25 protein-coding genes are annotated in these 25108 nt (G+C 53.2%); 16 read left to right on the forward strand and 9 right to left on the reverse strand.

The annotated features are described in order from the left end of the window. The 3 genes from HN413_07455 to HN413_07465 form a co-directional block, all read left to right on the forward strand. On the forward strand, window positions 1–548 hold a 548-nt coding region (locus tag HN413_07455), incomplete at its 5' end, for a methyltransferase domain-containing protein (GenBank protein MBT3390231.1). Next, window positions 545–1636, forward strand: a complete 1092-nt coding sequence (locus tag HN413_07460) for a glycosyltransferase family 4 protein (protein MBT3390232.1) — start codon at window positions 545–547, stop codon at window positions 1634–1636. The genes HN413_07455 and HN413_07460, both read left to right, overlap by 4 nt. Window positions 1637–1716: 80 nt before the next feature. After that, window positions 1717–3183, forward strand: coding sequence for a hypothetical protein (locus HN413_07465; GenBank protein MBT3390233.1), 1467 nt, complete (start codon window positions 1717–1719; stop codon window positions 3181–3183). A gap of 47 nt (window positions 3184–3230) precedes the next feature. On the opposite strand, the gene HN413_07470 is transcribed toward HN413_07465, so the two are convergent. Beyond that, window positions 3231–4193 carry a proline dehydrogenase gene (locus HN413_07470; GenBank protein MBT3390234.1) on the reverse strand — a complete coding sequence of 321 codons (963 nt, stop codon included), beginning with the start codon at window positions 4191–4193 and terminating at the stop codon, window positions 3231–3233. Between the two features lie 214 nt (window positions 4194–4407). On the opposite strand from HN413_07470, the gene HN413_07475 reads away from it, so the two are divergent. Beyond that, window positions 4408–5853, forward strand: a complete 1446-nt coding sequence (locus tag HN413_07475; GenBank protein MBT3390235.1) for a hypothetical protein — start codon at window positions 4408–4410, stop codon at window positions 5851–5853. A 73-nt stretch (window positions 5854–5926) separates the two neighbouring features. Here the strand turns inward: HN413_07475 and HN413_07480 are convergent, their stop codons facing one another. Genes HN413_07480 through HN413_07490 form a run of 3 tightly spaced genes read right to left on the reverse strand, consistent with a single transcriptional unit; the run spans window position 5927 to window position 9129 of the window. Continuing rightward, a complete protein-coding gene (locus HN413_07480; GenBank protein ID MBT3390236.1) occupies window positions 5927–6889 on the reverse strand; it encodes a polyprenyl synthetase family protein in 963 nt (320 codons plus the stop codon). Then, entirely contained in the window at window positions 6890–7690 is an 801-nt protein-coding gene (locus HN413_07485; GenBank protein ID MBT3390237.1) for a TatD family hydrolase, read from the reverse strand. A gap of 17 nt (window positions 7691–7707) precedes the next feature. Further along, window positions 7708–9129, reverse strand: coding sequence for a phosphoglucomutase/phosphomannomutase family protein (locus HN413_07490; GenBank protein ID MBT3390238.1), 1422 nt, complete (start codon window positions 9127–9129; stop codon window positions 7708–7710). Window positions 9130–9369: 240 nt separating this feature from the next. On the opposite strand from HN413_07490, the gene HN413_07495 reads away from it, so the two are divergent. The 7 genes from HN413_07495 (at window position 9370) to HN413_07525 (ending at window position 15850) form a co-directional block, all read left to right on the forward strand. Continuing rightward, on the forward strand, window positions 9370–10533 hold the full coding sequence (locus HN413_07495) for a cysteine desulfurase (protein MBT3390239.1): 1164 nt from the start codon (window positions 9370–9372) through the stop codon (window positions 10531–10533). A 90-nt stretch (window positions 10534–10623) separates the two neighbouring features. After that, on the forward strand, window positions 10624–11706 hold the full coding sequence (gene mnmA / locus HN413_07500) for a tRNA 2-thiouridine(34) synthase MnmA (GenBank protein ID MBT3390240.1): 1083 nt from the start codon (window positions 10624–10626) through the stop codon (window positions 11704–11706). A 64-nt stretch (window positions 11707–11770) separates the two neighbouring features. Next, window positions 11771–12232: a hypothetical protein gene (locus tag HN413_07505; protein ID MBT3390241.1), complete on the forward strand. Its 462-nt coding sequence runs from the start codon at window positions 11771–11773 to the stop codon at window positions 12230–12232. 32 nt (window positions 12233–12264) lie between these two features. Further along, window positions 12265–12537 (forward strand): hypothetical protein, encoded by a 273-nt coding sequence (locus tag HN413_07510; protein ID MBT3390242.1) that lies wholly within the window; start codon window positions 12265–12267, stop codon window positions 12535–12537. Window positions 12538–12556: 19 nt separating this feature from the next. After that, entirely contained in the window at window positions 12557–14452 is a 1896-nt protein-coding gene (locus HN413_07515) for a prolyl oligopeptidase family serine peptidase (GenBank protein MBT3390243.1), read from the forward strand. 96 nt (window positions 14453–14548) lie between these two features. Continuing rightward, a complete protein-coding gene (locus HN413_07520) occupies window positions 14549–15118 on the forward strand; it encodes a hypothetical protein (GenBank protein ID MBT3390244.1) in 570 nt (189 codons plus the stop codon). Window positions 15119–15220: 102 nt separating this feature from the next. Further along, window positions 15221–15850: a CoA pyrophosphatase gene (locus tag HN413_07525; protein ID MBT3390245.1), complete on the forward strand. Its 630-nt coding sequence runs from the start codon at window positions 15221–15223 to the stop codon at window positions 15848–15850. Between the two features lie 4 nt (window positions 15851–15854). Here the strand turns inward: HN413_07525 and HN413_07530 are convergent, their stop codons facing one another. The 3 genes from HN413_07530 to HN413_07540 form a co-directional block, all read right to left on the reverse strand. Beyond that, window positions 15855–16457: a hypothetical protein gene (locus HN413_07530; protein ID MBT3390246.1), complete on the reverse strand. Its 603-nt coding sequence runs from the start codon at window positions 16455–16457 to the stop codon at window positions 15855–15857. Window positions 16458–16512: 55 nt separating this feature from the next. Next, window positions 16513–17178, reverse strand: a complete 666-nt coding sequence (locus tag HN413_07535) for a 50S ribosomal protein L25 (GenBank protein ID MBT3390247.1) — start codon at window positions 17176–17178, stop codon at window positions 16513–16515. Between the two features lie 150 nt (window positions 17179–17328). Continuing rightward, window positions 17329–17898, reverse strand: coding sequence for a hypothetical protein (locus HN413_07540; protein ID MBT3390248.1), 570 nt, complete (start codon window positions 17896–17898; stop codon window positions 17329–17331). A gap of 183 nt (window positions 17899–18081) precedes the next feature. On the opposite strand from HN413_07540, the gene HN413_07545 reads away from it, so the two are divergent. The 5 genes from HN413_07545 (at window position 18082) to HN413_07565 (ending at window position 23485) form a co-directional block, all read left to right on the forward strand. Then, on the forward strand, window positions 18082–18264 hold the full coding sequence (locus HN413_07545) for a twin-arginine translocase TatA/TatE family subunit (protein MBT3390249.1): 183 nt from the start codon (window positions 18082–18084) through the stop codon (window positions 18262–18264). A 118-nt stretch (window positions 18265–18382) separates the two neighbouring features. Continuing rightward, complete coding sequence (modA, locus tag HN413_07550) at window positions 18383–19153, forward strand: molybdate ABC transporter substrate-binding protein (GenBank protein ID MBT3390250.1); 771 nt, start codon at window positions 18383–18385, stop codon at window positions 19151–19153. Between the two features lie 2 nt (window positions 19154–19155). Continuing rightward, window positions 19156–19809, forward strand: coding sequence for a molybdate ABC transporter permease subunit (modB, locus tag HN413_07555; protein ID MBT3390251.1), 654 nt, complete (start codon window positions 19156–19158; stop codon window positions 19807–19809). Window positions 19810–19892: 83 nt separating this feature from the next. Then, window positions 19893–20963 (forward strand): ATP-binding cassette domain-containing protein, encoded by a 1071-nt coding sequence (locus HN413_07560; GenBank protein MBT3390252.1) that lies wholly within the window; start codon window positions 19893–19895, stop codon window positions 20961–20963. Beyond that, entirely contained in the window at window positions 20960–23485 is a 2526-nt protein-coding gene (locus tag HN413_07565; protein MBT3390253.1) for a DEAD/DEAH box helicase, read from the forward strand. The genes HN413_07560 and HN413_07565 overlap by 4 nt, the downstream gene beginning before the upstream one ends. A gap of 119 nt (window positions 23486–23604) precedes the next feature. Here HN413_07565 and HN413_07570 read toward each other — a convergent pair whose 3' ends face one another. Both HN413_07570 and HN413_07575 read right to left on the reverse strand, forming a co-directional pair. Beyond that, entirely contained in the window at window positions 23605–23838 is a 234-nt protein-coding gene (locus HN413_07570) for a hypothetical protein (GenBank protein MBT3390254.1), read from the reverse strand. A gap of 448 nt (window positions 23839–24286) precedes the next feature. After that, on the reverse strand, window positions 24287–25108 hold an 822-nt coding region (locus HN413_07575; GenBank protein MBT3390255.1), incomplete at its 5' end, for a molybdopterin molybdotransferase MoeA.

Below are 25108 nucleotides of genomic sequence, written 5' to 3' on the forward strand. Positions count from 1 at the left end.
TGGATTACGCGCCCGAAGCCCTGAAACTCACTCGACAACTTCCCCAAATACCAAACCTGGCCTTTCAGCAAACCGACGCACAAACGCTGCCCTTTGGTTCGACGCAATTCGATGTAATCTTCATGCTGGATGTTGTTGAGCACCTCACGCCCCATCAACTCGACCGCACCCTCCAAGAAGTAAACAGAACCCTCAAACCGAGTGGGCGGCTTATCATCCACACCATGCCAAATACGTGGTATTACCGCTGGGGGTATCCACTCTATCGCTGGGTGCAAGGGTTGCGAGGGCATAAATTCCCAAAAGACCCTCACTCCCGCTGGGAACACGCATATTTGCACGTCAATGAGCAGAATCCGCTTCAATTGCAGAAAACACTTCGCCACAACGGATTCAGGCCGCGGGTTTGGCTGGCGAACGTCCAGACCTTCGAACACGAATCCAACCCGCGGGTGCGCGCCATCCAGCGCCTTCTCACGCGGCTCCCCATCGTTAAAACCATCTTTTGCAATGATATTTTTGCTATCGCCAGAAAACCACAAATATGAGAATTCTCATCGAAGCCCTGGGCATACACAACTATGGCGGCGGGCGCACCGCCACGCTCAACCTGCTGCAAAACCTGCTGGCGATCGACCCGCACAACCAATACCGCGTGCTGCTGACGCGCCCCGAACCCGGCCTGCTGGCAAGAAACCTGCAACAAATCATCTTGCCAGTTGAAAATCGCTTTCTGGCGCGCATACTGGCACAGGTTAGCTTGCCAATTATTAGTCGGGGTTGCAATGGCATCCACTTCGCCAAAAACCTGGGCTTGATGACCCGCAAACCCAGCCTGGTGACGCTTTACGACCTGACCACGCTGCTACATCCCGAACTGGTGCCGCGAATTGATGCGTGGTACTGGCGGCGGATTCAGCCGCTAACGCTAAAAAAGGCGCGGCGTGTGATTGCGATTTCGCGTGCCACCGCGCAGGACGCGCAGACTCACTTTGGGCTGGATCCTGCAAAAATCAGCGTGATCTACCCCTCAGTGGGGGCGCGTTTTCAACCAGCTACACCGGAGCAGATTGCTGAAATCCGGCAGCATTACAGCCTCCCGCGGGAATATGTGCTGCATGTCGGGCGCATGGATCGCAAGAATAATATTGGCGCGTTGATCCATGCTTTTGCACAAAGCCGATACCGCGGCGCGCTGGTTATCGTTGGACAAGAATACGCCAAAACCCCGGCGCGCGGCCTGGGCGAGATGATTGAAACTCTGGAACTCACCGGGCGGGTACACTTCACCGGCGCGCTGCCCGATGAAGCACTGCCAATGCTCTATAGCGGAGCCCAGGCCGTGGTGATGCCTTCGTTGCACGAAGGCTTTGGGCTGGTGGCGGCGGAAGCCATGGCCTGTGGCGCAGCGCTGATCGCCGGGCGCGTGGGCGCATTACCTGAAGTTACAGCCGGAGCTGCCATGCTGGTAGATGAGCCGAATGCTATCCAAATCACGGAGGCGCTGGATGAGTTGCTGGATAATCCAGCTCGATTGGCAGCCCTGCAACAAGCCGCCATAGAAGTTGGCGCTCACTATCGTAATGTGAATGATGCCCGGCAAACACTGGCGCTCTACGAGCAAATCGCGGCGTGACCAAAAGCTTTCCATGCCGTATAATAATAAAGTACGATTTTGAAGATCATCACAGATCAGCTTCTTTTTCGAGGGTAGTTATGATGAAAAAAGTTCTCATTGCCATTTTTGCAATCACGGGTATCGTGCTGCTTACATCAGCCGCCGCCGCGCAAGGCCCCGCCGGAGACTGGACCAGCACCATCGCCTGCCAAAATCTGGATGCCGCCAATCCCGCAGAAATCACGCTAACATTCTACGCGCAGGGCAGCAGCACGGCCAGCGCAACGTATTCGGCCAGTATCCCAGCGGGAGGCAGCCAAAATTATGCTGTTGCCGATGGCAATCTGGGCGTCCCCGAAGATTTTCTGGGCAGCGTGGTGGTGACTTCGTCCAGAAGTGTCGTTTGCACTGTTAATTCAGAAACCACCGGCACAGGCACCAGTGCTGATCCTTACCGCATCGCCAGCAGTTCAGGCCTGGGCGAGAACGAGATCGCTTCGGCAATGTATGCACCTCAGGTAATGAAGAATTATTATGGTTGGAATTCTTATTTTTCGGTGCAAAATGCCGCCGGGCATGAGATCACCATTGAGGTTACCTACAAAGACAAAACCGGTAACGACCTACCCACCGCCACTGAAACAATGACCATCGCCGGATACAGTAATGTGATTATTTATCAGGATCAAAATGCGAATCTGCCCGATCAGTTTGTGGGCGCGGCTAAAGTGCGCGTCAGCAATCCGGCAGAGGCGCAAATCGGGATGGTGATCAATTTTTACAACAGCGGCGCAGATGCAGGAACATCACAATTTCATAGCTACAACGGCCTGAGCGGCGGCGCGACAAAATTATATGCGCCGCGCGTGGTGCGCCGCTTCTATGGCTACAACAGCGGCATCACTATACAAAATGTCAGCGACACGGCCACAAGCATTACGATTGATTTCAACTTCGGCGGAGAAGCCTATTCCTACCAGTCTGCTGAAATCAGCCCCAGCGCCGCTTTAGTATTATATATGCCCGATATTGCACCCACGAACGCAGTGGATGCGTTCCCGGTGAGCCAGCGTTTTGGCAACGCCGTTATCCAGGCTAATAATCCGGCAGCCAGTATCGTGGCGATCATTAATGAAGATAATCGCGGCAATCCCGCCGATAATGACGGCAACCCTGTTCCGGCGGAGCGCATTGGGCAAGGCTCAACCTACAGCGCCATTCCTGCCGGATCGGAGACCAAGACTGTTTATTTCCCGCAAGTGCCGCGCAATGTAGATGGCGTATTCTCCGGCGGATTCTTTATCTCCAACATCAGCGATGCCGATGGTATTTGCGAAATCCATTTTACCGGGGTGCCCGAAGCTAAAATCGATGATTTCTCCATGCCAGCACACTCATCCCGCTCGTATTATGCGCCCGATATTGCCAATCTCCCCGATGGCTTTAACGCCAGCGTGCGGGTTGCCTGTACTATTGACGTGATCGGCATTCAGAATTTCGCTGCCGCACCAGGAAGCGGAAAATCAGGCGACAGTTTTACACAAAATAATGGCTTTAACAAATAAAAAAGAGCGGCGCTTGTAGCGCCGCTCTTTTTTATTTAAATATCAACTCATCCTCGTAGGAAATTAGCGATAAAGAACCAGAGATTCGCCGGACGTTCGGCCAGGCGGCGCACAAAATAGGGATACCATTCCGTGCCATAAGGCACATACACGCGCACCGGATACCCTTCGGCGGCCAGTTGTTCCTGCAAATCGCGGCGAATGCCGTTTAACATCTGAAATTCCAGGCCATCTTTGGGGAAATTTACATCTTTAGCATATTGCTTCGCAAAGATGATGCGCGCTTCATCATGACTGGCAATCGCAGGGATAGGGGGGAAGCGGCCACATTCAGTAACGCGCGGCAAACCAGCTTTGGCTGCGCCATCAATCAACATCTTCGTTAGCTTATCAAAATTTATATCAACATCCGCTTTCTTCGGGAAGGCAATTTCCGGCGGCTCTTTGTAGGCTCCTTTACATAAACGCACGCGTGCTTTTTCTTCCATCAACTGGCGAATATCTTCTTCGGTGCGATAAAAATAAGCCTGGACAACGATCCCCACGGTATCTGTATAACCTTCGGCGCGCAATTTGCGAAATAACTCCAGGGTTATATCCGTAAAGGGCGAATCTTCCATGTCGATACGGATAAAATTCTCGTACGATTTTGCCCGCTCTACAATGCGGCGTAAATTAATTTCGCATTCGGCCACATCGAGCAGCAGACCAATCTGGCTGAGTTTAATGGATACGCCCGATTTGACCCCCGTACGGTCAATTTCATCGAGGATGTGCAGCACATCTTCAGTCGCCTGGCGTGCTTCACCCACACTGGTTACATTTTCACCCAAGTGATCCAGCGTGGCACAAATGCCCTTTTCATTAAGAATCTTTATCGCGCGAATCGCATCGTCAGGGGTCTCGCCGGCAACAAAACGCCCAGCAACCCGCCAGGCAATCGGCCACCGCGTCACAATCCGTCGCGCCCATTCAGCTTTCGAAAGATATATTAATAAAGATCGCAGCATATGTAAACTTCTCCTGTAAAAGTTTCGGCCTGAATTGTTACGATAACACTAGGTTTTCGCAAAACCACCAATAAATCATATAGTAGTCAACGCTAATTTCATAGTACAGAAGATACCCATTTCCGGGGTAATTTTACATATTCAGCACCTGTGATAGAATCCCCTCATGCGCAACCGAAGAAATTTTTCAGCACTCCGCTGGATTTCAATTTTTATGATTTTCTTTGCAATTGGCCTGGCCACACTGCAAATAGCCTCATTTAGCCGATTACGGGCCGTTTTTCCCGCCGGGATGACCATCGCAGATGTGCCAGTTAGCGGATTAACCCGCCAAACATCAGCTCAACGACTGCTTGAAATTTATAATCTTCCCGTCGAACTTCGCTATAAAGAGGATATTATCCATCTGGACCCATCCGTGGTTGGCTTTGAACTTGATCTTGAAAGTATGCTCGCCGCTGCCGATCTGGAACGCACACGGGTGACTTTTTGGCTGGCATTTTGGGATTATCTCTGGGGGCGTACTGCCACAGGAGCGGAGATTCCCCTCAGAGCATCCTATTCTGAAGAGCGGCTGAGAATCTACCTCGAGGAAGATTTGGCCCCCCGGTATGACGAACCCCCCTCGGCTCCAGTGCCGGTTGCTGGTTCCGTAGATTTTCAACCCGGAGAATTAGGCACCGAACTCGATGTTGAACGCTCCATCTTCCCGATTGAGAATGCACTTTTCTCCACCCAGCAGCGAGTTGTTACGCTGCCCCTCGGTCGATCTTTACCCCCGCGGCCCTCGCTTGAAAATCTGGGCATTTTGATGAAGCAGACGATTGGTCTGGCTGAATTCGAAGGGCTGATTGGGGTTTATATGCTCGATCTACAAACCACGAATGAGATTCACTTTGCCTACCAGCAAGGCATTGAATACTCGGTTGAACCCGTTGATATCGCTTTTACGACAGCCAGTATTATTAAAATCCCCATTCTAATTTCGACATACCGCCATATTGACGAAGTGCCCGATGCCGAAACAGCCAATCTGATTGAAAAAATGATTATTGAATCCGGCAATGAATCGGCTGACTGGTTGATACAACGTGTGATTGACGCCAACCGCGCCCCTTTGGCTGTCACCGATGATTTGCAAGCCCTCGGGCTAGAAAACACTTTCCTGGCCGGGCATTTTTACTTGGGCGCGCCAGTGCTGGACCTTTTCACAACCCCCGCGAATTCACGTGCCGATGTTAATACCAATCCCGATGTTTACAACCAGACCACTCCCTCCGAAATGGGCATGTTACTGGCCGATTTATATCAGTGTGCGCAAACCGGCGGTGGCGCGCTGACCGCTGTTTTCCCGACAGAAATCACGCAAACCGAATGCGACACTATGATTGCCTATCTCACGCAGAATAAAATGCCCTCACTGCTGGAAGCTGGCATCCCCGAAGGCACACAAATCGCGCATAAACATGGGTGGGTAACAAATGACGGCATCATTAATCTGATTGGGGATGCCGGGCTGATCTTCACCAGCGGTGGTGATTATGTGCTGGTAATTTTCATGTACCATCCCGATCAACTGATCTGGGATTCATCATCATCATTGGTTGGGCAACTTTCCAGGGCGGTGTATAATTATTTCAACCTGCCAACAACCCAATAAATTTATATTACTGCGCAAAAGAAGAAACAGGCCGCTGCATGGCAGCGGCCTGTTTCTTCTTTTGCGTGAAAGCCTATACATCTCGATCGACAATATACGAACCAATTTCAAATAATGCCTGGCGTTCAATACTATCGGGGATATTTTCAAGCATCTTCAAACCACGCTCAACAAATTCACGCGCTTCGTCGAGCGCTTTTTTAATCGCGCCGCTCGCGCGAATCGCCGCGACCAGCCGCATCATACGGGCATCGTGATTATATTCGCCGCGCAATACGGCAGCCATATCTTCGTCATCCGGATGGCTTTCCTGGTAATAAATTGCTGGCAAGGTCACCAAACCCTGGCGTAGATCGCTGGCAACCGGCTTCCCAACAGCAGATTGACTCCCTGTAAAATCAAGAATATCGTCCACAATCTGAAACGCCATACCAATTTCATAACCATACTGGCGTACTGCCAAAACTACATCGTCATCCACACCACCAAGCAAGGCCGCTGATTCCGTCGCTAACACAAACATCGATGCTGTTTTGGCATAGATGCGCTGATAATAATCTTCCCGGCTGGCGATCCCCCGGCTAGTAAACATCTGAATAATTTCGCCGTTTACAATTGTTGCCAACGTTTCTGCAAATAGCTGCATAACATCAATTGAATCGGTTTGTGCAGCCATTGCAGCCGCACGGGCAAAGATATAATCACCGGCTAAAACGGTGGCCGCGGGCGACCACTGTGCATTCAACGTAGGAATACCGCGCCGCAACAATGACCCATCAATCAAATCGTCATGCACCAGTGTGGCTGTATGCAACATCTCAATTGATCCGGCTAACTTGAGCAACCTGTCGCCGTCGGCATGGAGCATTCCACCGGTCAGCAGGGCAACTGCCGGGCGAACACGTTTGCCCCCCGACGAAACCAAATGCTCCAATACAACCTGCAAATGCGGATGATGCCCGTTTACCTGGGCTTTCATCAGCACTTCTACTTGGGAGATCTGGTCTTCAACAAGCGTAAAAAAATTCGTACTCAATCAATTACTCCATTGAAATAATCGCCTTGCGTTTGCGGCTGTAGCCTGATTGATTTCATCTAAAGGCGTATCAAATATCTGGCCGATTTTCTCAGCCACATACGCAACAAAAGCCGGTTCATTTCGTTTGCCGCGGTACGGACGAGGTGTTAGAAACGGGCCATCCGTTTCGATGAGCAAACGATCGAGCGGAACTGAAGCGACAACACGACGCAATTCGTGGGCACTTTTGAAGGTTACAGGCCCGGTACAACCAATATAAAATCCAGCTTCCAATGCACGTTGTGTTTCGGCCTGGTTTCCGGAAAATGAGTGGACAACGCCGGGACGTTCAATCGGAAGCAGGGAGCGAAATTCTACCAAGATTTGAAGAGCATCCTGCAAACAGGCCCGCTGTTCGGGACTTTGATTGCGGGTGTGGACAACTATCGGAAGCTTTAACCGCCCCGCAAGGGATACCTGCTCCCGAAAGACCTGGCGCTGAAGGTCGCGCGGGGCTCGATCGCGGTAATAATCCAGGCCAATTTCGCCAATTGCAACAACTTTGGGATGCGCGGCCAACTGAGTCAGAGCGTCGAGCGTGGCTGTATCCCAAGTGGTTGCTGAATTGGGGTGTATGCCTACAGCCGCGTAAACCTGCGGGAATTCTTCAGCTAGCGCTATCGCCGCGCGGCTGGATTCCAGATCGATGCCCGGAACCAGGATACGCTCCACGCCCGCCTCCCAGGCTCGAGCCAGCACCGCGGCGCGGTCTTCATCATACGAGTCAAAGTACAAATGGCAATGTGTGTCGGTCAGCACGTTAGTACGTCATAGCGTTATTCGATTCCAGCAATTTTCAGACCGTCTTGCAAAATAGCCTGCACTTTGTCTTGATGCGTGGTTTCGCAATATACTCGGATAATCGGCTCGGTGCCTGAGAAGCGGATCAGCAACCAGCCGCCATCTTCAAGTTGGAACTGGTACCCGTCAATCGTCACCAGGCCGATGACTTTTAGGCCACCCAGTGTTTCGGGGTTGGCGGCAAGAATATTGTCGATTTTTTCCTGACGCTCGCCTTTGAAGGGGGTGTCCACGCGGTCGTAATAGTGCCCGCCAACTTTGCTAAAAAGCAGTTCAAGGATTTCGGAGGGCTTGCGCTGAAGCTTGACCATCATATCGAGCATAAACAAACCGGCCAGGATGCCATCTCGTTCGGGAACGTGCCCGCGAAAGGCATAGCCGCCCGATTCTTCGCCGCCGATGAGCGCCTGGGTTTCGAGCATTTTTGGGGCCACAAATTTAAAACCTACGCCAGTTTCATAAACGGGAACATCATAGATGGCGGCCAGTTTGTTGAGCATCTTGGTAGTGGAAATTGTCTTGACAATTGGGCCACGCTCGCCGCGCACTTCAAGCAGGTAATAGGCCAACATCCCAAAGGCACGCAATTGATCGATGAACTGCCCGTTTTCATCGCCAATGCCGACGCGGTCGGCGTCGCCATCGTTGATGATGAGCACGTCGGCATTATGCTCGAGGGTGGCAGCCAGCCCAACATCCACATTCGGCGGAATCGGTTCTGGGCGGCTCATCTCGGGGAAGATGGGATTGCGCACATTATGAATTTCGATAATTTCAGTTTTGCCGCCGCCCAACAAACGCGGGAACCAGCCTGCACCGTTGCCCCACATGGGGTCTACCAAAACTTTGAGACCCGCATCTTTAATCGGTTGCAGGTCGATCAGGGTTTGAATGTGTTTGATATAGTCAGGGTCGGGATCAAAGCGTACCACCAGGCCTTTTGCTTCGGCTTCAGCAATGGGTATTCGGGCGGCTTCTTCTTCTGTATTCGGAATAAATGCTTCAATTTCTTTTAAGCCTTCGGGGGCAATCGCCCCGCCATTTTCGTCACGCACTTTGAAACCGTTATCCGTGTAGGGATTGTGTGAAGCCGTCACATTGACTGCGCCGACAGCTTTTTTCGCAATGACGGAATAGGAAATCACGGGGGTTGGCGAAGAGCCATTGGTGAGATACACGCGCAGGCCATTGCCCGCCAGAACTTCAGCAACGGTGACGGCAAAATTTTCACCATGAAACCGCTTATCGTGGCCAACGATCACCCATTTATCTTTGTGCCCATATTTCAACAAGTAGGTTGCAAAGCCCTGTGTACAGCGCCGCACATTGGCAAAGGTGTAATCATCTGCAATTCTGCCGCGCCATCCATCAGTACCAAATTTAATCACCTGAGACATAAGTCCTCCAAATTTCAAATTATATATCACTCAATTTCTAACCGCCAAAATCGCACAGTTCTGATTGTCGTGCAAGCGTGTCGATATAACACGAATGTAATAACATGCCACGATTGATGTGGCTCGATAATAAATCATATTATCAAGTGTCTGGCGAGGGTATTATATCAAAGGGGATGCAGATTGGGACGTTGAGGTTTGAGTTTCGGGAAAAAGAACATGCTATAATTTGTGCCCATTATGAATAGAATATATCTTGATTATGCCGCTACGACACCATTGCATCCACAAGTGCTGAATGTGATGCTGCCCTATTTCTCGACCGAGTTTGGCAACCCTTCTTCGGTGCATCGCTACGGGCAAAGAGCCGACAATGCCGTCGAGACCGCGCGAGAAATGATCGCTGCTCTAATTGGCTGCCAACCGCACGAAGTTATTTTTACATCATGTGGTTCCGAAAGTGATAACCTGGCGCTGCGCGGCGCGGCCTGGGCTGCGCGCGAGCAACGCGAAGCCCGGCATATACTCATCAGCCCGGTGGAACATCACGCGGTATCACAAACTGCTGAACAATTGGCGACGCTCTTCGGCTTTGAGTTGGAATATTTGCCCATCGATGAATTCGGACGTGTGAATCCCGGTGATGTGGCGCGGCTTCTGCGCGAGGATACAGCTATCGTATCGGTGATTCATGCCAACAATGAAATCGGCACGATCAACCCGATTGCTGAAATCGGGGATATTTGCCGCGCCCGCGGCGTAATTTTTCATAGCGATTCCGTGCAGGGAGCGGCGCACCTGCCGATTAGCGTGAGTGCCCTCAATGTAGATTTGCTCTCCCTCGGGGCGCACAAGTTCTACGGGCCAAAGGGCGTTGGGGCCTTGTACGTGCGCGCAGGCACGCGCCTGCACCCCAGTCAGACCGGCGGCTCGCAGGAATTCGGCCTGCGTGCGGGAACACAAAATGTGCCCTATATCGTCGGCATGGCCGAGGCTTTCAAATTGGCACAGAACCATCTGGTCGCGCATCAGGCGCAACTCAGTGCACTACGAGATCATATGATCGGCACGGTGCTGGAAGAAATTCCGGATGCGAAATTGACCGGACACCCCGTGGAGCGTCTGTCTAACCATGCCAGTTTTGTCTTTGAGGGTGTGGATGGCAATAATCTGTTGATGATGCTGGATGTAGAAGGCTTCGCCTGCTCTTCGGGTTCGGCGTGCAAAACGGGCAATCCGGCACCTTCGGGTGTGCTGACCGCTTTGGGGCTGCCGCGCAACTGGGGGCTGGGTTCGTTACGCGTCACCCTGGGACGGGATTCCACCGCGGAAGATCTCAAATCCTTTTTAAACGTTTTGCCGCGCCTCGTCAAACAATCGAGAACAATAATGGGACGCGGATGACACGGATTGGATGGATTTGCGCGGATTGAATCTACAAATATCCGCAAATATCTGTTGGATCCGCGTATTTTGCGTTCGATTTCACGTACTATGACCAAAATCGTTGTTGCCATGTCCGGGGGGGTAGATAGCTCTGTAGCCGCCGCGTTGCTCAAGGCGCAGGGGTATGAAGTAATTGGCATGATGATGCGCCTGTGGAGCGAACCCGGCAGCGAGGCTGAGAACCGTTGTTGCACGATTGACGCGATGAACCTGGCGCGGCGCATGGCCGCCCAACTCGACATTCCCTTTTACGCCGTAGATGCCAAAGACGTGTTCCGCGCTACCGTGGTGCAATATTTCATCGACAGTTACGCTGATGGCATCACGCCAAACCCTTGTTTGCTGTGCAATCGTCGTATCCGCTGGGAATTTTTGTTGCAGCGCGCCCTGGCTCTGGGAGCAGAGTTCATGGCAACAGGGCATTATGCGCGCGTGAGGACGGAAAATACCCGTCATCCGTCGTCCGTCGTCGGCCGTATTGAGTTACTAAAAGCCGTGGATGCCAACAAAGACCAATCCTATGTGCTACACGTACTCAACCAGAAAAAGCTCGCACATGCCATGTTTCCGCTGGGAGCATATACCAAACCCGAAGTGCGCCAGATGGCGCGCGAGTTTGGGCTACCCGTAGCGGAACGCTCCGACAGCCAGGATTTATGTTTTCTCGGCAATGGCACCTACAGCGATTTTCTGATCCGTAATGCCCCCGGCATCGCCACGCCCGGCCCAATTTTGAGCCGGGCCGATGAAGAACTCGGCCAGCACAACGGACTGGCCTTCTATACGATTGGACAACGCCGCGGTCTGGGCATTGCCGCACCACAGCCGTTATATGTGATCCGCAAAGATGCAGCTCGCAACGCGCTGGTCGTCGGGACGGTGGATGAACTAGGGCAAAATGAACTTCACGCCCACAACGTCAACTGGATTACTGGCATCGCGCCCGCTAAACCCATCCGGGCTGAGATCAAGATTCGTTATAAAGCGCACCCGGCCTGGGGCACAGTCACCCCGCTGAATGATGACCGCGTCCACATTCAATTTGACGAAAACCTGCGCGACATCACGCCCGGTCAGGCGGCAGTTTTCTATGTGGGCGAAGTTTGCCTGGGGGGCGGAATCATTGAGTAAATCAAAGACCTCGGAGATTTTGAAAGTCTCCGAGGTCTGAAAACAATTCACTATGAAGGTAAATATGATGACCCAATCCTCAACACCAGAAGAACATCGCAAATTTGCGGTATCCTGCTTCAACCAAGTCTGGAATTTGCTCGACAAACCCGACCGCACACCCGAAGAAAATATCGAAATGATCCATCTGGCGCACGCTTCGCGCTATCATTGGGGGCAGATCGGCACGCCGCTCAACTTTGCGCGCGGCGACTGGCAAATTTCACGTGTCTACGCGCTGCTGGGCTTTGGCGTGATGAGTTTTAAATATGCCAAATTTTGTCTGAACCTGTGTGAAAAACACAATTTAGGCGATTTCGATCTCGCTTTTGCCTACGAGGCCCTGGCGCGCGCCAGCGCCGTCTCTGGCGATATTGCCAACGCGCGCGGCTACCTCGAAATGGCCGAAATGACCGGACATTCCATCGCCAAAGATGATGATCGCGAGTATTTTCTCAAAGAACTGCGTTCCATCAACATCATATAGAACACGTTGGCCCAAAATGATATACTAACTCCATGACACTCCCCAGTTTACTCATCGGCATTCTGCTCTCCAGCCTAATCGGCTCGCTCTTTCATTTATGGCGCGGCGGCGGGCCTGGGCGATTATTGCTCTATCTGCTGCTTGCCTGGATCGGCTTCTGGGGTGGGCATAGCGCCGGGGCTGTGCAAAATTGGAACTTTCTCAGCCTGGGACCACTCCGTCTGGGGATGGCCGCCGTGGGCAGTTTAGTTACACTCAGCTTCGGATATTGGCTTAGCCTCTCGGACAAGACCACTACCCATTAAGCAAAGGATCATCCACACCATGTACAAAATCGAATCGTTTCTCTCAGCACGTCTCTTCATTTACCCTGAAAGCGTCGGGGAGAAAATCTTCTTCATCAGCAATCTCAGCGGGCACCTCAGCCTGTACAGCATGGAGAAAAGCGGCAGCGTCCCGCAGCCCTTGCTGCCACCGCAAATCGCCCTGCAAAACCCGCATCTCATCGGAAATAGCTTCAAGGTGTTCCCAAAACTGGGGAAAATTCTGGTGATGATTGACAATGACGGCGACGAAGACTACAAGCCTATGCTGATCCCAATTGAAGGCGGATACCCTGAACCGGCGTTTGACTCGTTCTACGCGGATCATCATTTCTTCTTGCTGAAAAGCGACCCCGATGAAAATCTGATCTATCTCCATGCGGCCAGCAACAAAGAGGCCATGAACTACGCCCTGCGGGTTAATCTCACCACCGGAGAAATTGCCAAACTGCACGCCAGCGCCTACGGAGCGCATGTGGCCGCGGTCAATGCCGACCACAGCAAAATCGCCCTGCTCGAGGGGTATACCGTCGGCGATCATGTGCTCTCTCTGTGGGAGAAAGGCGAAATTCGCCCGCTTTATGGCACACCGCTCGAAGAACGCCAGCCGGGCACCGCGTACCCACTCACGGGTCTGGGCTACGGATATTTCGTCAATGAGGAAAGCGGCCTGTTAATTTCGTCCACGCTTTTTGAAGACACGGGCGATTTATGCTATATCGCCCTCGACAACCCCAATCAGGCTCAACCGGTGAAGATTGGGGACACTGTTCATAAAGGCGTGGGCGAGTTAGAAAATTTCCAACACATCAAGGGAAATCGCTTCTTGCTGGGCTATAATATCGATGGTGCCGATTGGGTGTATGAAGGCCGTTTCGATTTTTCTGCAATGCGTATTAAACTTGAAAAAGTACTCCTCGGGCATAGCCATATCAGTAATGGTGTACTGGAACATCTCAGCTACGAAAAGGCCACCCAGAGCTACGCGCTCTCATACTCTACAGCTACCTCACCAACCCAAGTTTACACCATCGACGGCAACTCCTACGCGACCATCCAGCATACCCAGGAGCGCACACTGGGCATTCCCGAAACGCTGCTCTCCCCCGGCGAAGATGCTTCGTTCACTTCCTTTGATGGGCTGCGCGCTTCAGCACGTCTCTACCTGCCCAACGAAACCTTAGGGTTTGAAGCCCCCTACCCGCTGGTCTATTATGTCCACGGGGGGCCGCAAGCCCAGGAGCGCCCCGATTTTGCCTGGTTCTCTATGCCATTGATCCAGTTTCTTACGCTGAACGGATTCGCGGTTTTCGTCCCCAATGTGCGCGGCTCTACAGGCTATGGCCTGGAATATACTAAAAAAGTGGATCGCGACTGGGGCGGCGACGATCGTCTCGACCACGTCCACGCGATGACAAAAGTGCTGCCCAATGACCCGCGGCTGGATACCAAACGCGCCGCGGTGGTAGGTCGTTCCTATGGGGGTTATATGACCCTCACTTTAGCGGCACGCCACCCCGAGCTTTGGGCCGCATCCTGCGATATGTTCGGGCCGTATGACCTGCTGACTTTCGGCGAGCGCATCCCTGAAACCTGGAAGCCTTATTTCAAAATCGCGCTGGGTGATCCCGATATCCCCGAAGAGCGCGCATTACTGGTGGAGCGCTCACCGCGCACGTATATTGAAAATCTGGGCGCGCCGATGTTGGTGATCCAGGGCAAGAACGACCCGCGCGTTGTTGAACAAGAATCGTGCGATCTGGTTGAACATTTGCGCTCGATAGGCAAAGAAATTGAATATTTGATGTTCGAAAATGAAGGCCACGATGTGCTCAAATTTGAGAACCGCGTGATTTGCTATAACACAATCACGGATTTTTTCAAAAAACACATATAAGCGAAGTTTCATCGCAAAAAGGGTGTGTCTACACACCCTTTTTGCTGAATTTTTCTGCAAAGACGCAAGCCTGAGCAATAATGAAACGGAGGAATTATGCCTCGCCGTAGACGATTTGCCCCCAAAGGGCCACGCCCGCTACACCGCCCCCCCCTCGAAAACCGCGCTCATCGCTCCCTGCAGCGCGCCCACCGCCTGATGGAAATTGGCGACTATGCTAACGCCGGAGATATTTTTGAGCGCGTGGCGCGCGCCGCACACGATCGGGGATTGATGCGTCAGGCCCCGCGGCTTTATCTTCAGGCGGGGCGCGCCTATATTCTGGCTGGCGCAACAAAGCAAGGCTTCGGCCTGCTCCAGCAAGGCTTGCAAATTTACGCGGGCAGTCAGCTCTGGGGACAGTTCCAGCAAACGGGCAGCCGCGCCGTGGATGAATTACAACAATTTGGACATGCCGATCTGGCAAAAGAACTCGAAAACTGGCTGCAAGAAACAATGCCTGCTAACACTGAACTTGCCGAAACATCAACCCGTAGCGCGCCTAACAGGCAATTGCCCATCACCTGCACTGCGTGCGGCGGGCCGCTAAAGCCCAACGAAATCGAGTGGCTCAACCCGCATACTGCCGAATGTCCGTACTGCGGCATAGCAATACACGCAGAATAATAATGCAATGAGCCGAAAATGTGAAAGAAAAAATAAACACACTTTGCGGCTTCGCTTCGTTGCGCCTTTGCGTTCAATTGATTAACGGATACACAACGCACCATGCAACTCACCCAAACTCAAATCGAACAAAGCCTGGCAAAGGCGCTGGACCCCAGCTTGCCCCCTGAAAACCCCTATCCACATGGGTTACAAACTGCCCCCCCAACACCGGCGGCGGTTTTAATGCCCTTGTTTTGCACAGAACAGGGCTGGCATGTACTCCTGATTCGACGATCATTGCACCCCCAGGATCGCCACGGAGGCCAGGTGGCTTTCCCTGGCGGACGCTGCGACCCCAATGATCCGGATATTGAAAACGCGGCTCTCCGTGAAGCTCATGAAGAAGTGGGCTTGCGGCGTCAAGATGTTCAAATTTTAGGCCGCCTGCGAGATATGCTCACCATCACCAACTATCGCGTCACGCCCATCGTCGGGGTAATGCCCTGGCCGTATGACGTGCGTCCACAGCCCGAGGAAGTTAGCCGCATTTTTTCGATTCCGCTGGATTGGCTCGCCGACCCGACCAACCGCAATGCACAGGTGCGTCAGATTCAGCAACAAGGCAAACCAATCCCGGTGATTTATTTTTCGGATTATGATGGGGAAATGTTGTGGGGAGCCAGCGCGCGGATGATGGTGCTGCTCCTGGAAGCTCTGGGGTTAGCGACCCCCGAGGAACGCTACAACTAACGCCCTACTCCGTCTCGCCAACTAATTCTACAGCGTCAATTTGATTCCACCCCAACCCCAAAATAGCCTGATCGATTGTGATGCGCACGATCGTATAGCGTTGCGCGGTTAGCGAGATCGGAATCGCCAAAGTATATGGGCAGGGTTGCGTCACCTGAAAAGGCGCGCTTTCGTAAATTATTTCCATCCGCCCGAAGGCATCGAGTAATTCAACTTTACTAATCTGGTTGGGGTTAAAGCTCTGAACAATGTTGACCGCGGTCACATAAAGCGGCGTTTCAAACTCGACTTCCAGCCACTCGTGAGAATCGCTGCCCGATGAAGCCCATGCGGTCTGAAAATCACCGCAACGCGTCGTATTTGGCGCTCCAATAACTTGTTCGCTCCCCCATTCCGGATCGGCATACGATGAACTGGCATTTGCCCCAATAGCCCATTGCCGCACCTGCCCCACTTGAATCATCTCGAGGGGCAAATCTTCAGGAGTCGCTTCCAGGGTAGGTGTGGGTTGTGCAGAATCCACCTGGGGAGCTGTATCACACCCCGTTATCAGCCAGACCAACCCCAACAGTAGGCTGCCCAATTTCCATAATTTAATATTGTGCATGGCAGGTTAAATAAAAACATCCCGCGAGAATGCCGCGGGATGTTTTGGGTTCAGATTACTCTTCGGCTTCTTCGTCGCCCTTACCTTTTTCAAGGACTTCGGGTTCGCCTTCAACGAGTTCATCGCCAAATTCGTCAACTTCCTCTTCCGGCTCCTCAAGGGTCTGCTGTGAAGATGCAAATACCAGCATCGTTTCGGGATCGTCCATGACGGCGACACCTTCGGGCAGCACGAGGTCGGCAACGGTAATGCTATCGCCAATACTTAGGAGAACTGAGGCGTCTACTTCAATTTGGTCGGGCAAATTTCGAGGCAAACATTCGATTTCGATTGAATCAACGCCGATATTCAGCATGGCATCAAAATCATTCACCGCCGGGACATCATCGGAAAGCACGACCAATGGAACTTGCGTGCGGACGAGGACATTCATGGCAATCGCCTGGAAATCAATATGCGTGATCGCGCGGCTGAGAATACCTTTTTGAACTTCACGTACCAGCACGTTGTGTTCTGCATCATCCACTTTGAGATTGATGAGTGTGGATACACTGGTGTTCTTCAGGATACGGCTTGTTTCGCGCAAGTCGAGCAAGATAGGGGTCGAATCTACGCCATAGCCGTAAACGACAGCGGGCAGCTTACCTTCACGGCGCAACTGCTTCACCTGCTTGCCGATCAATTCTCGACGAGTGGCTTCTAATACAATTTGTTCAGACATATTATCCTTCCTCGGAGCGCCTCTCACCCGAACCATTCAGGTTACCCTCGCTCCTCGCAATAATTTATTTGGAGTGCCGTCCGGATGATGGACAATCTCCATATCAAAATTAAAAACCTGGCTTCGTATTGAAATCAGGTAATTTACAATTTATGAACGCCGCCTGCTGACAAGTTGTCCAACCCACAGCACCAATCCGATGGTAGCGCCAGCTGTAAGGCCCGCCAACATCGCCCGCGGTGTATCCAGGATGGTTTCAACATCGCCTTCGACCTGGCTGGCAAGTAACACGCCCGTGCGGAGTTTATCAGCCTGCACAGTACGAGCGATCACGACCCCCGCCTGGGTATCTTGCAGCGTAGCAGTATTGACGTACGCAATTCCTACACCACCTTCAACAACCTGTAGCTGATCGGCGCTGACAACACCAACGCCGCCTTGAGCCACGTCAACCCGCTCCGACTTCACAGCCCCGGCGCCACCCTGAATGATGTGTACATTTTCCGCCTCGATGCTGCCAACGCCGCCTTGTCGAATTTCAACTTCCTGGGCATTGACATTTTCTGCACCGCTCTGACGCATACGTACTAAATCAGCTTGAATGATCCCGGCGGAAGCGTTGGAAAAATTAACCACATCAGCACGAATATTCTCCACCTGCGGGTGGTTCTCGGCAGCGAGAGGCGAATCTTGTTCTTGAATATGCTCTTGCTCAGACATGGTATCCTCCGTTAAAAAAGCCGCCAGAATTGGGCGGCAGTCCGTACAACACAGCGAATTTTACTGAGGTTCCCGCTTTCCGTCAATAGCCGCCGTCCACACATTGATTTTTCATCGAATTCATTGTACACTTAGCCTTGCCCTTGCATACTAACAGAGTTTATCTGATCAGGAGTACTTACCATGAACTTAGGTCCCACAGAACTGATTATTATATTAATAATCGTCATTTTACTCTTCGGCGTTGGCCGCATTGGAAAAATCGCCGGTGAACTTGGTGGCGGCATCCGTGCGTTTCGCAAAGGGCTACAAGCCGATGATGGCGCTGAAGAAAACAGCGCCGAAAAAGAAGAACCCAAAGCCTGACCCTGCATATTCGCTTGACTGGCATCGTCCTTTCAGGCAAATGATAAAGGCCTTGCTGGTACTCCACCGCAAGGCTTTTATTTTTGGGGCTTTCCAGATTTAACGGAAGTAGCATCCGATGAATCCCCGTTTAGTGTGCTTTTCTCTGATGATTTGGGGTGCGGCGATTTTCACGGCCTGCCAACCTGCGCCTGCATCGCAGAGGCTTACTATTGCCGCGGCAGCCAGCCTGAATAATGCCTTCAACGAAATCGGCAGCGCTTTTACTGCTCAAACCGGCATCCCGGTAACATTTTCCTACGCCGCCACAGGAACTTTGGCTGAACAAATTCGCAACGGCGCGCCGTTTGATATTTTCGCCGCCGCCGATACAACCCGCATCCACGAACTGGCTACGCAGGGTTTCATCACATCGGAAAGTCAAGTTGTCTTTGCTTACGGCGAGGTCAGCCTGGTCATCGCCCCAGATAGCGGCATGGATATCCAGTCGTTAAATGACCTCAGCAGTAATCCCATTGATCGCTTCACAATCGCTAACCCCAAGATCGCGCCTTATGGAAGCGCGGCCCAAGCTATACTTGAAAATGCCGGACTATGGACGCAGCTCGAAGAGCAGCTCGTTTTTGGCGAAAGCGTGCGGCAGTCGTTACAATATATTGAGAGCGGCGAAATTCCGGCGGGCATCCTGCCCAACTCACTATTGCAAAATTCCACGCTGACGATTATCTCTCTTGACAGGGCACGATACGAGCCTGTCGCTCATGGAGCAGGTATCCTCGCGGAAAGCCCAAATACTCCGCAAGCCGACCAATTTATCCAATTTCTATTCAGCCCACAGGGCCAGGCAATCCTCGCCCAACACGGCCTGACCCCCATTTCAACACCTTGACCATGCCTCTGCTACTCTCCTTACGCGTTGCTGCACTGTCTGCCCTGCTCGCTGCCATTGGCGGCATTACACTGGCATCCCTTCTGGCGCACAAACAGGGTCTGTTCTGGCATCTAATCGATGGGATAATCAACCTTCCATTAGTACTACCGCCAACAGTTTTGGGCTATTACCTGCTGATTACCCTCAGCCAGCGTTCTACCCTGGGTAGTTGGCTCGGCAACCTTGGCATCCATTTAACATTTACCTGGGGTGGCGCCGTGGTAGCCGCCAGCATCGTTGCCCTACCACTGGTGACGCAATCGGCGCGGGCAGCGATTGAATCTGTTCCATCCGAACTATTGGATGTCGCCCGCACACTGGGACGCGCCCCCCTCGCCATTTTTCTAACGATTACCCTGCCACTGGCATGGCGCGGCGTACTGGCAGGAATTGTGCTGGCCTTTGCCCGCGCTCTGGGTGAATTTGGCGCCACATTGATGATCGCCGGGAACATCCCCGGTCAGACGCAAACATTGCCCATCGCCATCTATGATGCCGTGCAAGCCGGAGAAACTGATCGGGCAAATCAGCTCTCGCTGTTGCTCACTAGCGCAGCAATTGTATTGCTAGTCAGTATTCGCCTGCTAACAAATCGTATCTCAGCCCGAACATAATTTAACGCAAAGGCGCAAAGTTTTAGATATTTTTCTTTGCGCCCTTGCCCCTTCGCGTCCTAGCGTTAGAGAAATACCGCCAAATGAAGCCCCACAAACTCGCCGTTACCATCGACCTGATGGTCGAAAACTTTCACCTGCAAGCCAACTTCCAGGCGCAAGATGAAATCATCGCTATTTTCGGTCCCTCCGGAGCCGGGAAAAGCACCATCCTGCGCGCCATCGCCGGGCTAATTACCCCGCAGCAAGGCATCATCCGTCTCGGCCAACGCACCCTCTTCGACGCGCAACAAAATATCAACCTGCCGCCGCAAAAACGCAACCTCGGTTACGTGCCACAAAATTACGCTCTATTCCCCCACCTCAGCATTGCCGAGAATATCGCCTATGGTTTGCTCCCCCATCCCCGCCACGCCCGTCATCAGCGCGCTCACGAACTTCTCGAATTGATGCAACTCGCCGACTTCGCCCACCGCCGCCCTGGCGAACTTTCTGGCGGACAGCAGCAACGCGTTGCCCTGGCGCGTGCCCTGGCCCCCAACCCGGCTATTCTGCTCATGGATGAGCCCCTGGCTGCCATCGAAGAATCTTTGCGCCAAAAACTGCGCGCCGAATTACGCACAATCCCGCAACGCTTCAATGTACCCATCTTGCTGGTCACACACAACCTCAGCGAGGCCAACAGCCTCGCCAGCCAGCTTGTTATCCTCGACCAGGGCAAAATGTGTCAGGCTGGGCCAAAAGACGAAATTATGCAACGACCCACCAGCCCCGCAACAGCGCGCATTGTTGGCATGAATAATATATTGCCTATGCGCATTTTAGATGCAAAAACCCTGCAATGGGGTGCATACAACCTCGAGGTTTTTCCTGCTCCCCAAGCAGGCCAGCGCAACGCAACCCCAGAGGTAGGCATCCGCCCCGAGGCGATCCGTTTGCTCAAAGCCGATTCCGGTCAAGAAAATACCCTGCCCGCGCGCATCCTGGATGATGAAGATTTCGGCCCTGAACACCGCCTGAGCGTGCGCGTGCCCGACCAAAAACCCGATCTCGAAATCCGTATCTCCACCCCAAAACTGGCGCGTCTTGGCCTGAACCCCGGAGACAAAGCCTATATTCAAATTGACCCGGCCAGCATTCACATTTTTCCATGACAACTACAACCAGCGCCATCACCAGCCTGCTCAGCCGCTGGCGCAGCGACGTGACCCTCGGTGGAAATATCACCGCCTGGGAAACTATCCCCGCCCGGCAGCCGCGCTTTGAACCCTTCCCCGCCGATCTGCATCCCGCCTTGGGCGAGGCGCTACGCGCCAGCGGCATCCGGGCGTTATACAGCCATCAGGCGCAGGCCTGGGAACAAATTCGCGTTGGTGCTAACCTGGCCCTGGCAACCGATACCGCCAGCGGAAAAACCCTGGCCTATAACTTGCCCGTGCTGGATGCGCTGTTGCGCAACCCGGAAAGTCGCGCCCTGTATCTCTTCCCCACCAAAGCCCTGGCGCAAGACCAACTCGCCGGGCTGAGCGGCCTATTGGCGCAAATTCCACAACCCGACGCGCCGATTACCCCGGCTACCTACGACGGCGACACCTCGCAAAGCGCCCGCCCTGCCATCCGCAAAAATTCGCGGCTCATCATCAGCAACCCCGATATGCTGCACATTGGGATTTTGCCGCGCCACGCCTCCTGGGCGGATTTTTTCGCCAATCTGCGCTTCATTGTGATTGACGAAATGCATATCTACCGCGGTGTATTCGGCTCGCATATTGCCAACGTCATCCGGCGGCTGAAACGCATCGCCAACTTTTACGGCGCGCAGCCGCAGTTTATACTCACCTCAGCCACGATTGGCAATCCGCGCCAACTCGCCGAAAAGCTGATCGAAGCCCCGCTGACTCTACTCGACAATGATGGTTCAGGGCGCGGTCCCAAGCATTTTTTGATCTACAATCCCCCCATCGTGGATGAAGATTTGGGCCTGCGCGCCAGTATGCTTGCCGAGAGCGTGCGCCTGGCCGAAGATGTGTACACCTACGGCATCCAGACGATTCTGTTCGGGCGCACGCGCCGCACGGTTGAAGTGCTGCTGCGCTTTCTGGCCACTCGCATCGGCGAGAACACACCGCAGGCGATCCGCGCCTATCGCAGCGGCTACCTGCCCGCCCATCGTCGTGAAATTGAACAGGGCTTGCGCTCAGGCAGCGTGCGCACTGTGGTGGCTACCACGGCCCTCGAACTGGGCCTCGATCTCGGCGGAATGGGAGCCACGATCCAGGCTGGATACCCGGGCACAATTGCCGGAAGCTGGCAGCAGGCCGGTCGCGCCGGTCGCGGCCTGGAGACTTCTCTCTCGATACTGGTGGCTTCGCCCAGCCCCGCCGATCAATTTCTGGCGCGCCATCCGGATTATTTCTTCGGACGCAACCCGGAGCGCGCCCTGATCCAGGCCGACAATTTGCTGATTTTGCTGAATCATCTGCAATGCGCGGCTTTCGAGTTGCCTTTCGAGACGAATGAATCCTTCGGGCATGCCGACCCTGCCCAGGTTACAGAGATTTTGGAGCTCCTGCATCAAGGCGGAAATCTGCATCAATCCAACGAAAAGTACTTTTGGCTTGGCGAAGGCTATCCCTCGGCAGAAATTTCGCTGCGCAGCGCCTCGGCACAGAGCGTTCACCTGCTCAACACGGCTACGGAGCCACCCACCACCATCGGGGATGTGGATGGCGAAGCAGCCTGCTGGATGGTACATCCTGGGGCCGTATATTTGCATGAAGGTGAACCGTATCTGGTGGAAACGCTGGATTTGGAACAGCACCGCGCCTTGATGCAGCCTGCGGCGGTGGATTATTTCACGCGCCCGCGCACCGAGACTGAAGTGCAATTATTAGCATTGCGGGAGGCGCGGCGTGAAGCATGGGGAGAGAAAGCCAACGGGGAACTCGCTGTGATCTCAACCGTCAGCGGGTATCAGATGCTGCGCTGGGAAAGCCTGGAAAAACTGGGTTTTCACGAACTGGATTTGCCACCCGCGCGCCTGCATACTGCCGGGTACTGGATCAGCCTGGAGGAAGACAGCGTGGAACGTTTACGCGCGGCTGGTTTGTGGCGCAATGACCCCAACGATTATGGCGCCGAGTGGCCTCGGCAGCGCGCCGCGGCATTAGCTCGCGACGAGCATACTTGCCGGGTGTGCGGTACACGCTCTGATACACAAGGTTTGCATGTGCACCATAAAATACCCTTCAGGACGTTTGACACACCCTGGCAGGCTAACCGGCTGGAAAATTTAGTCACACTGTGTCCGGCCTGCCACCAACGCGCCGAAAGCGCTGTGCGCGTGCGCAGCGGTTTGGCCGGATTGAGTTATGTATTGGGGCAGATTGCGCCGCTATTCCTGATGTGTGATACGCGCGACCTGGGCCAGCACAGCGATCCAAAAGCAGCCTTCGCCGATGGGCGCCCAAGTGTAGTAATTTACGAGATGATCCCCGCGGGCATCGGCTTTAGCCAACAACTATTTGAGCGCCATGGCGAATTACTGGCCGCGGCCTGCGAAGTCATCGAGCAGTGCATTTGTGCCGACGGCTGCCCTTCGTGCGTTGGCCCCGGCGGCGAAGCTGGTTCTGGTGGCAAAGCAGAGACGCTGGCGATTTTAAAAGAATTGAAATGAATTACCCGAAAAAGGATGTACGGGTTACTTCGTAACCCGTACATCCTTTTTCGGAACCAAATAAAAAAAGCCGTGCCCTTACAGGCACGGCTTGAAAAATAAATTTATTGCGCTATTAACTAAAAATCATCGTCATCGAGCCAGTCATCATCTTCTTCAAAATCGTCTGCTTCGTCTTCATCCCACTCTTCAAAACCTTCAAGTTCTTCTTCCCAACTATTATCTTCAAACGGATCATCGAGCTGAGTGAAGGTAAGGCAGCCTTCATCAGGATCCATATTCACCATCGGAGCGGTGCAATAACCCTTCTCCAGATAAACACATCCTGTGTAAAGACAGCGAATCTTCGGCATAAGTCATTCTCTCCTCATTCTTCAGGGCTTATCTCCTGCTTGTATCTTTAGGACCCATGCAAATTTTTTCCAACGGCTTGCATAAACCCTGACTTTCATAAGCGTACCATAAAACTGCAAAATTACGCAACTACCGATTTTGGATCTCTGGGAACGGCCGTTAGAAACCCTAATGGCGAAATGCTAATCAAAACTTTTCTACCGAACATTTGCATCCCGAGGTTCAAAAATAGACCGCGGATAACGCGAATCAGGCAGATTTTCACGGATTTTTTGTAATCGTCAACAAAAGCTTGAACACGCGTCATTCTGAACGGAGCGCAGCGGAGTGAAGAATCCCTTAACCGGAATGTTGAAAAGTGCCTATGCAAGTGATGAATCAACCCGCTTCAGAGGGATTCCTCGCTGCGCTCGCTGCGCTCGGAATGACCACGTACATCTCTACAAATTACAATCCATCAAAAAACCAGGCCTCAGCCTGAGAACCCGCCGGAATATATTTTACACCCGCGGGCACAATCACCAGCGCATTAGCCTGCACCAATGAGCGTAAATTCCCTGATCCCTGATGCCCGGTGAGACTCGCCGTCCAACCCTCAACTTCTCTAACCGCAAAAGCTCGCAAATAACTCTCGCGCCCATCCGACTCGATAGCTTCCAACAGGCGCACTTGCCGCGTCAGGCGCGGCGCTTGCGGCAAACCCATCATTTTAATCAGCGCAGGTTTGACAAAAACCTGAAAGCCCACATACGCCGAAACCGGATTCCCCGGCAAACCAAAATAAGGCACGCCCCGATACCGGCCAAACGCCAGCGGCTTTCCCGGACGCATGTTAACACGCCACAACGTCAACTCGCCGGCTTGTTCCAAAACTGCGCGCACAAAATCGAAAGCGCCCACACTCACTCCACCACTGGAGAGCAAAAAATCCACCCCGTTCTCAATCGCTTCATCCAGGCTTTGGCGCACAGCCGCGAAATCATCGGGGATAATGCCCAGGGGCAGCGCCAGGCCACCTGTCTGAGTAACCAGCCCGCGCAAAACATACGAATTCGCATCGTAGATTTTTCCGGGTTCGATGGGCGCGCCGGGCGGCAAAAGCTCATCGCCGGGAGATAGAATTCCCGCGCGTGGCTGCCGAAAAACAGGGATTTGCGAAGCCCCCAGCATTGCCAGCACCCCAATATCTTGCGGGCGCAAACGCCGCCCAGGGGTGAGTACGGTATCCCCCTTGCAGACATCTTGCCCCGGGGGGCGCAGATTAGCCCC

The sequence above is a fragment of the Chloroflexota bacterium genome, from assembly GCA_018648225.1.
Classification (GTDB): Bacteria; Chloroflexota; Anaerolineae; order Anaerolineales; family UBA11858; genus NIOZ-UU35.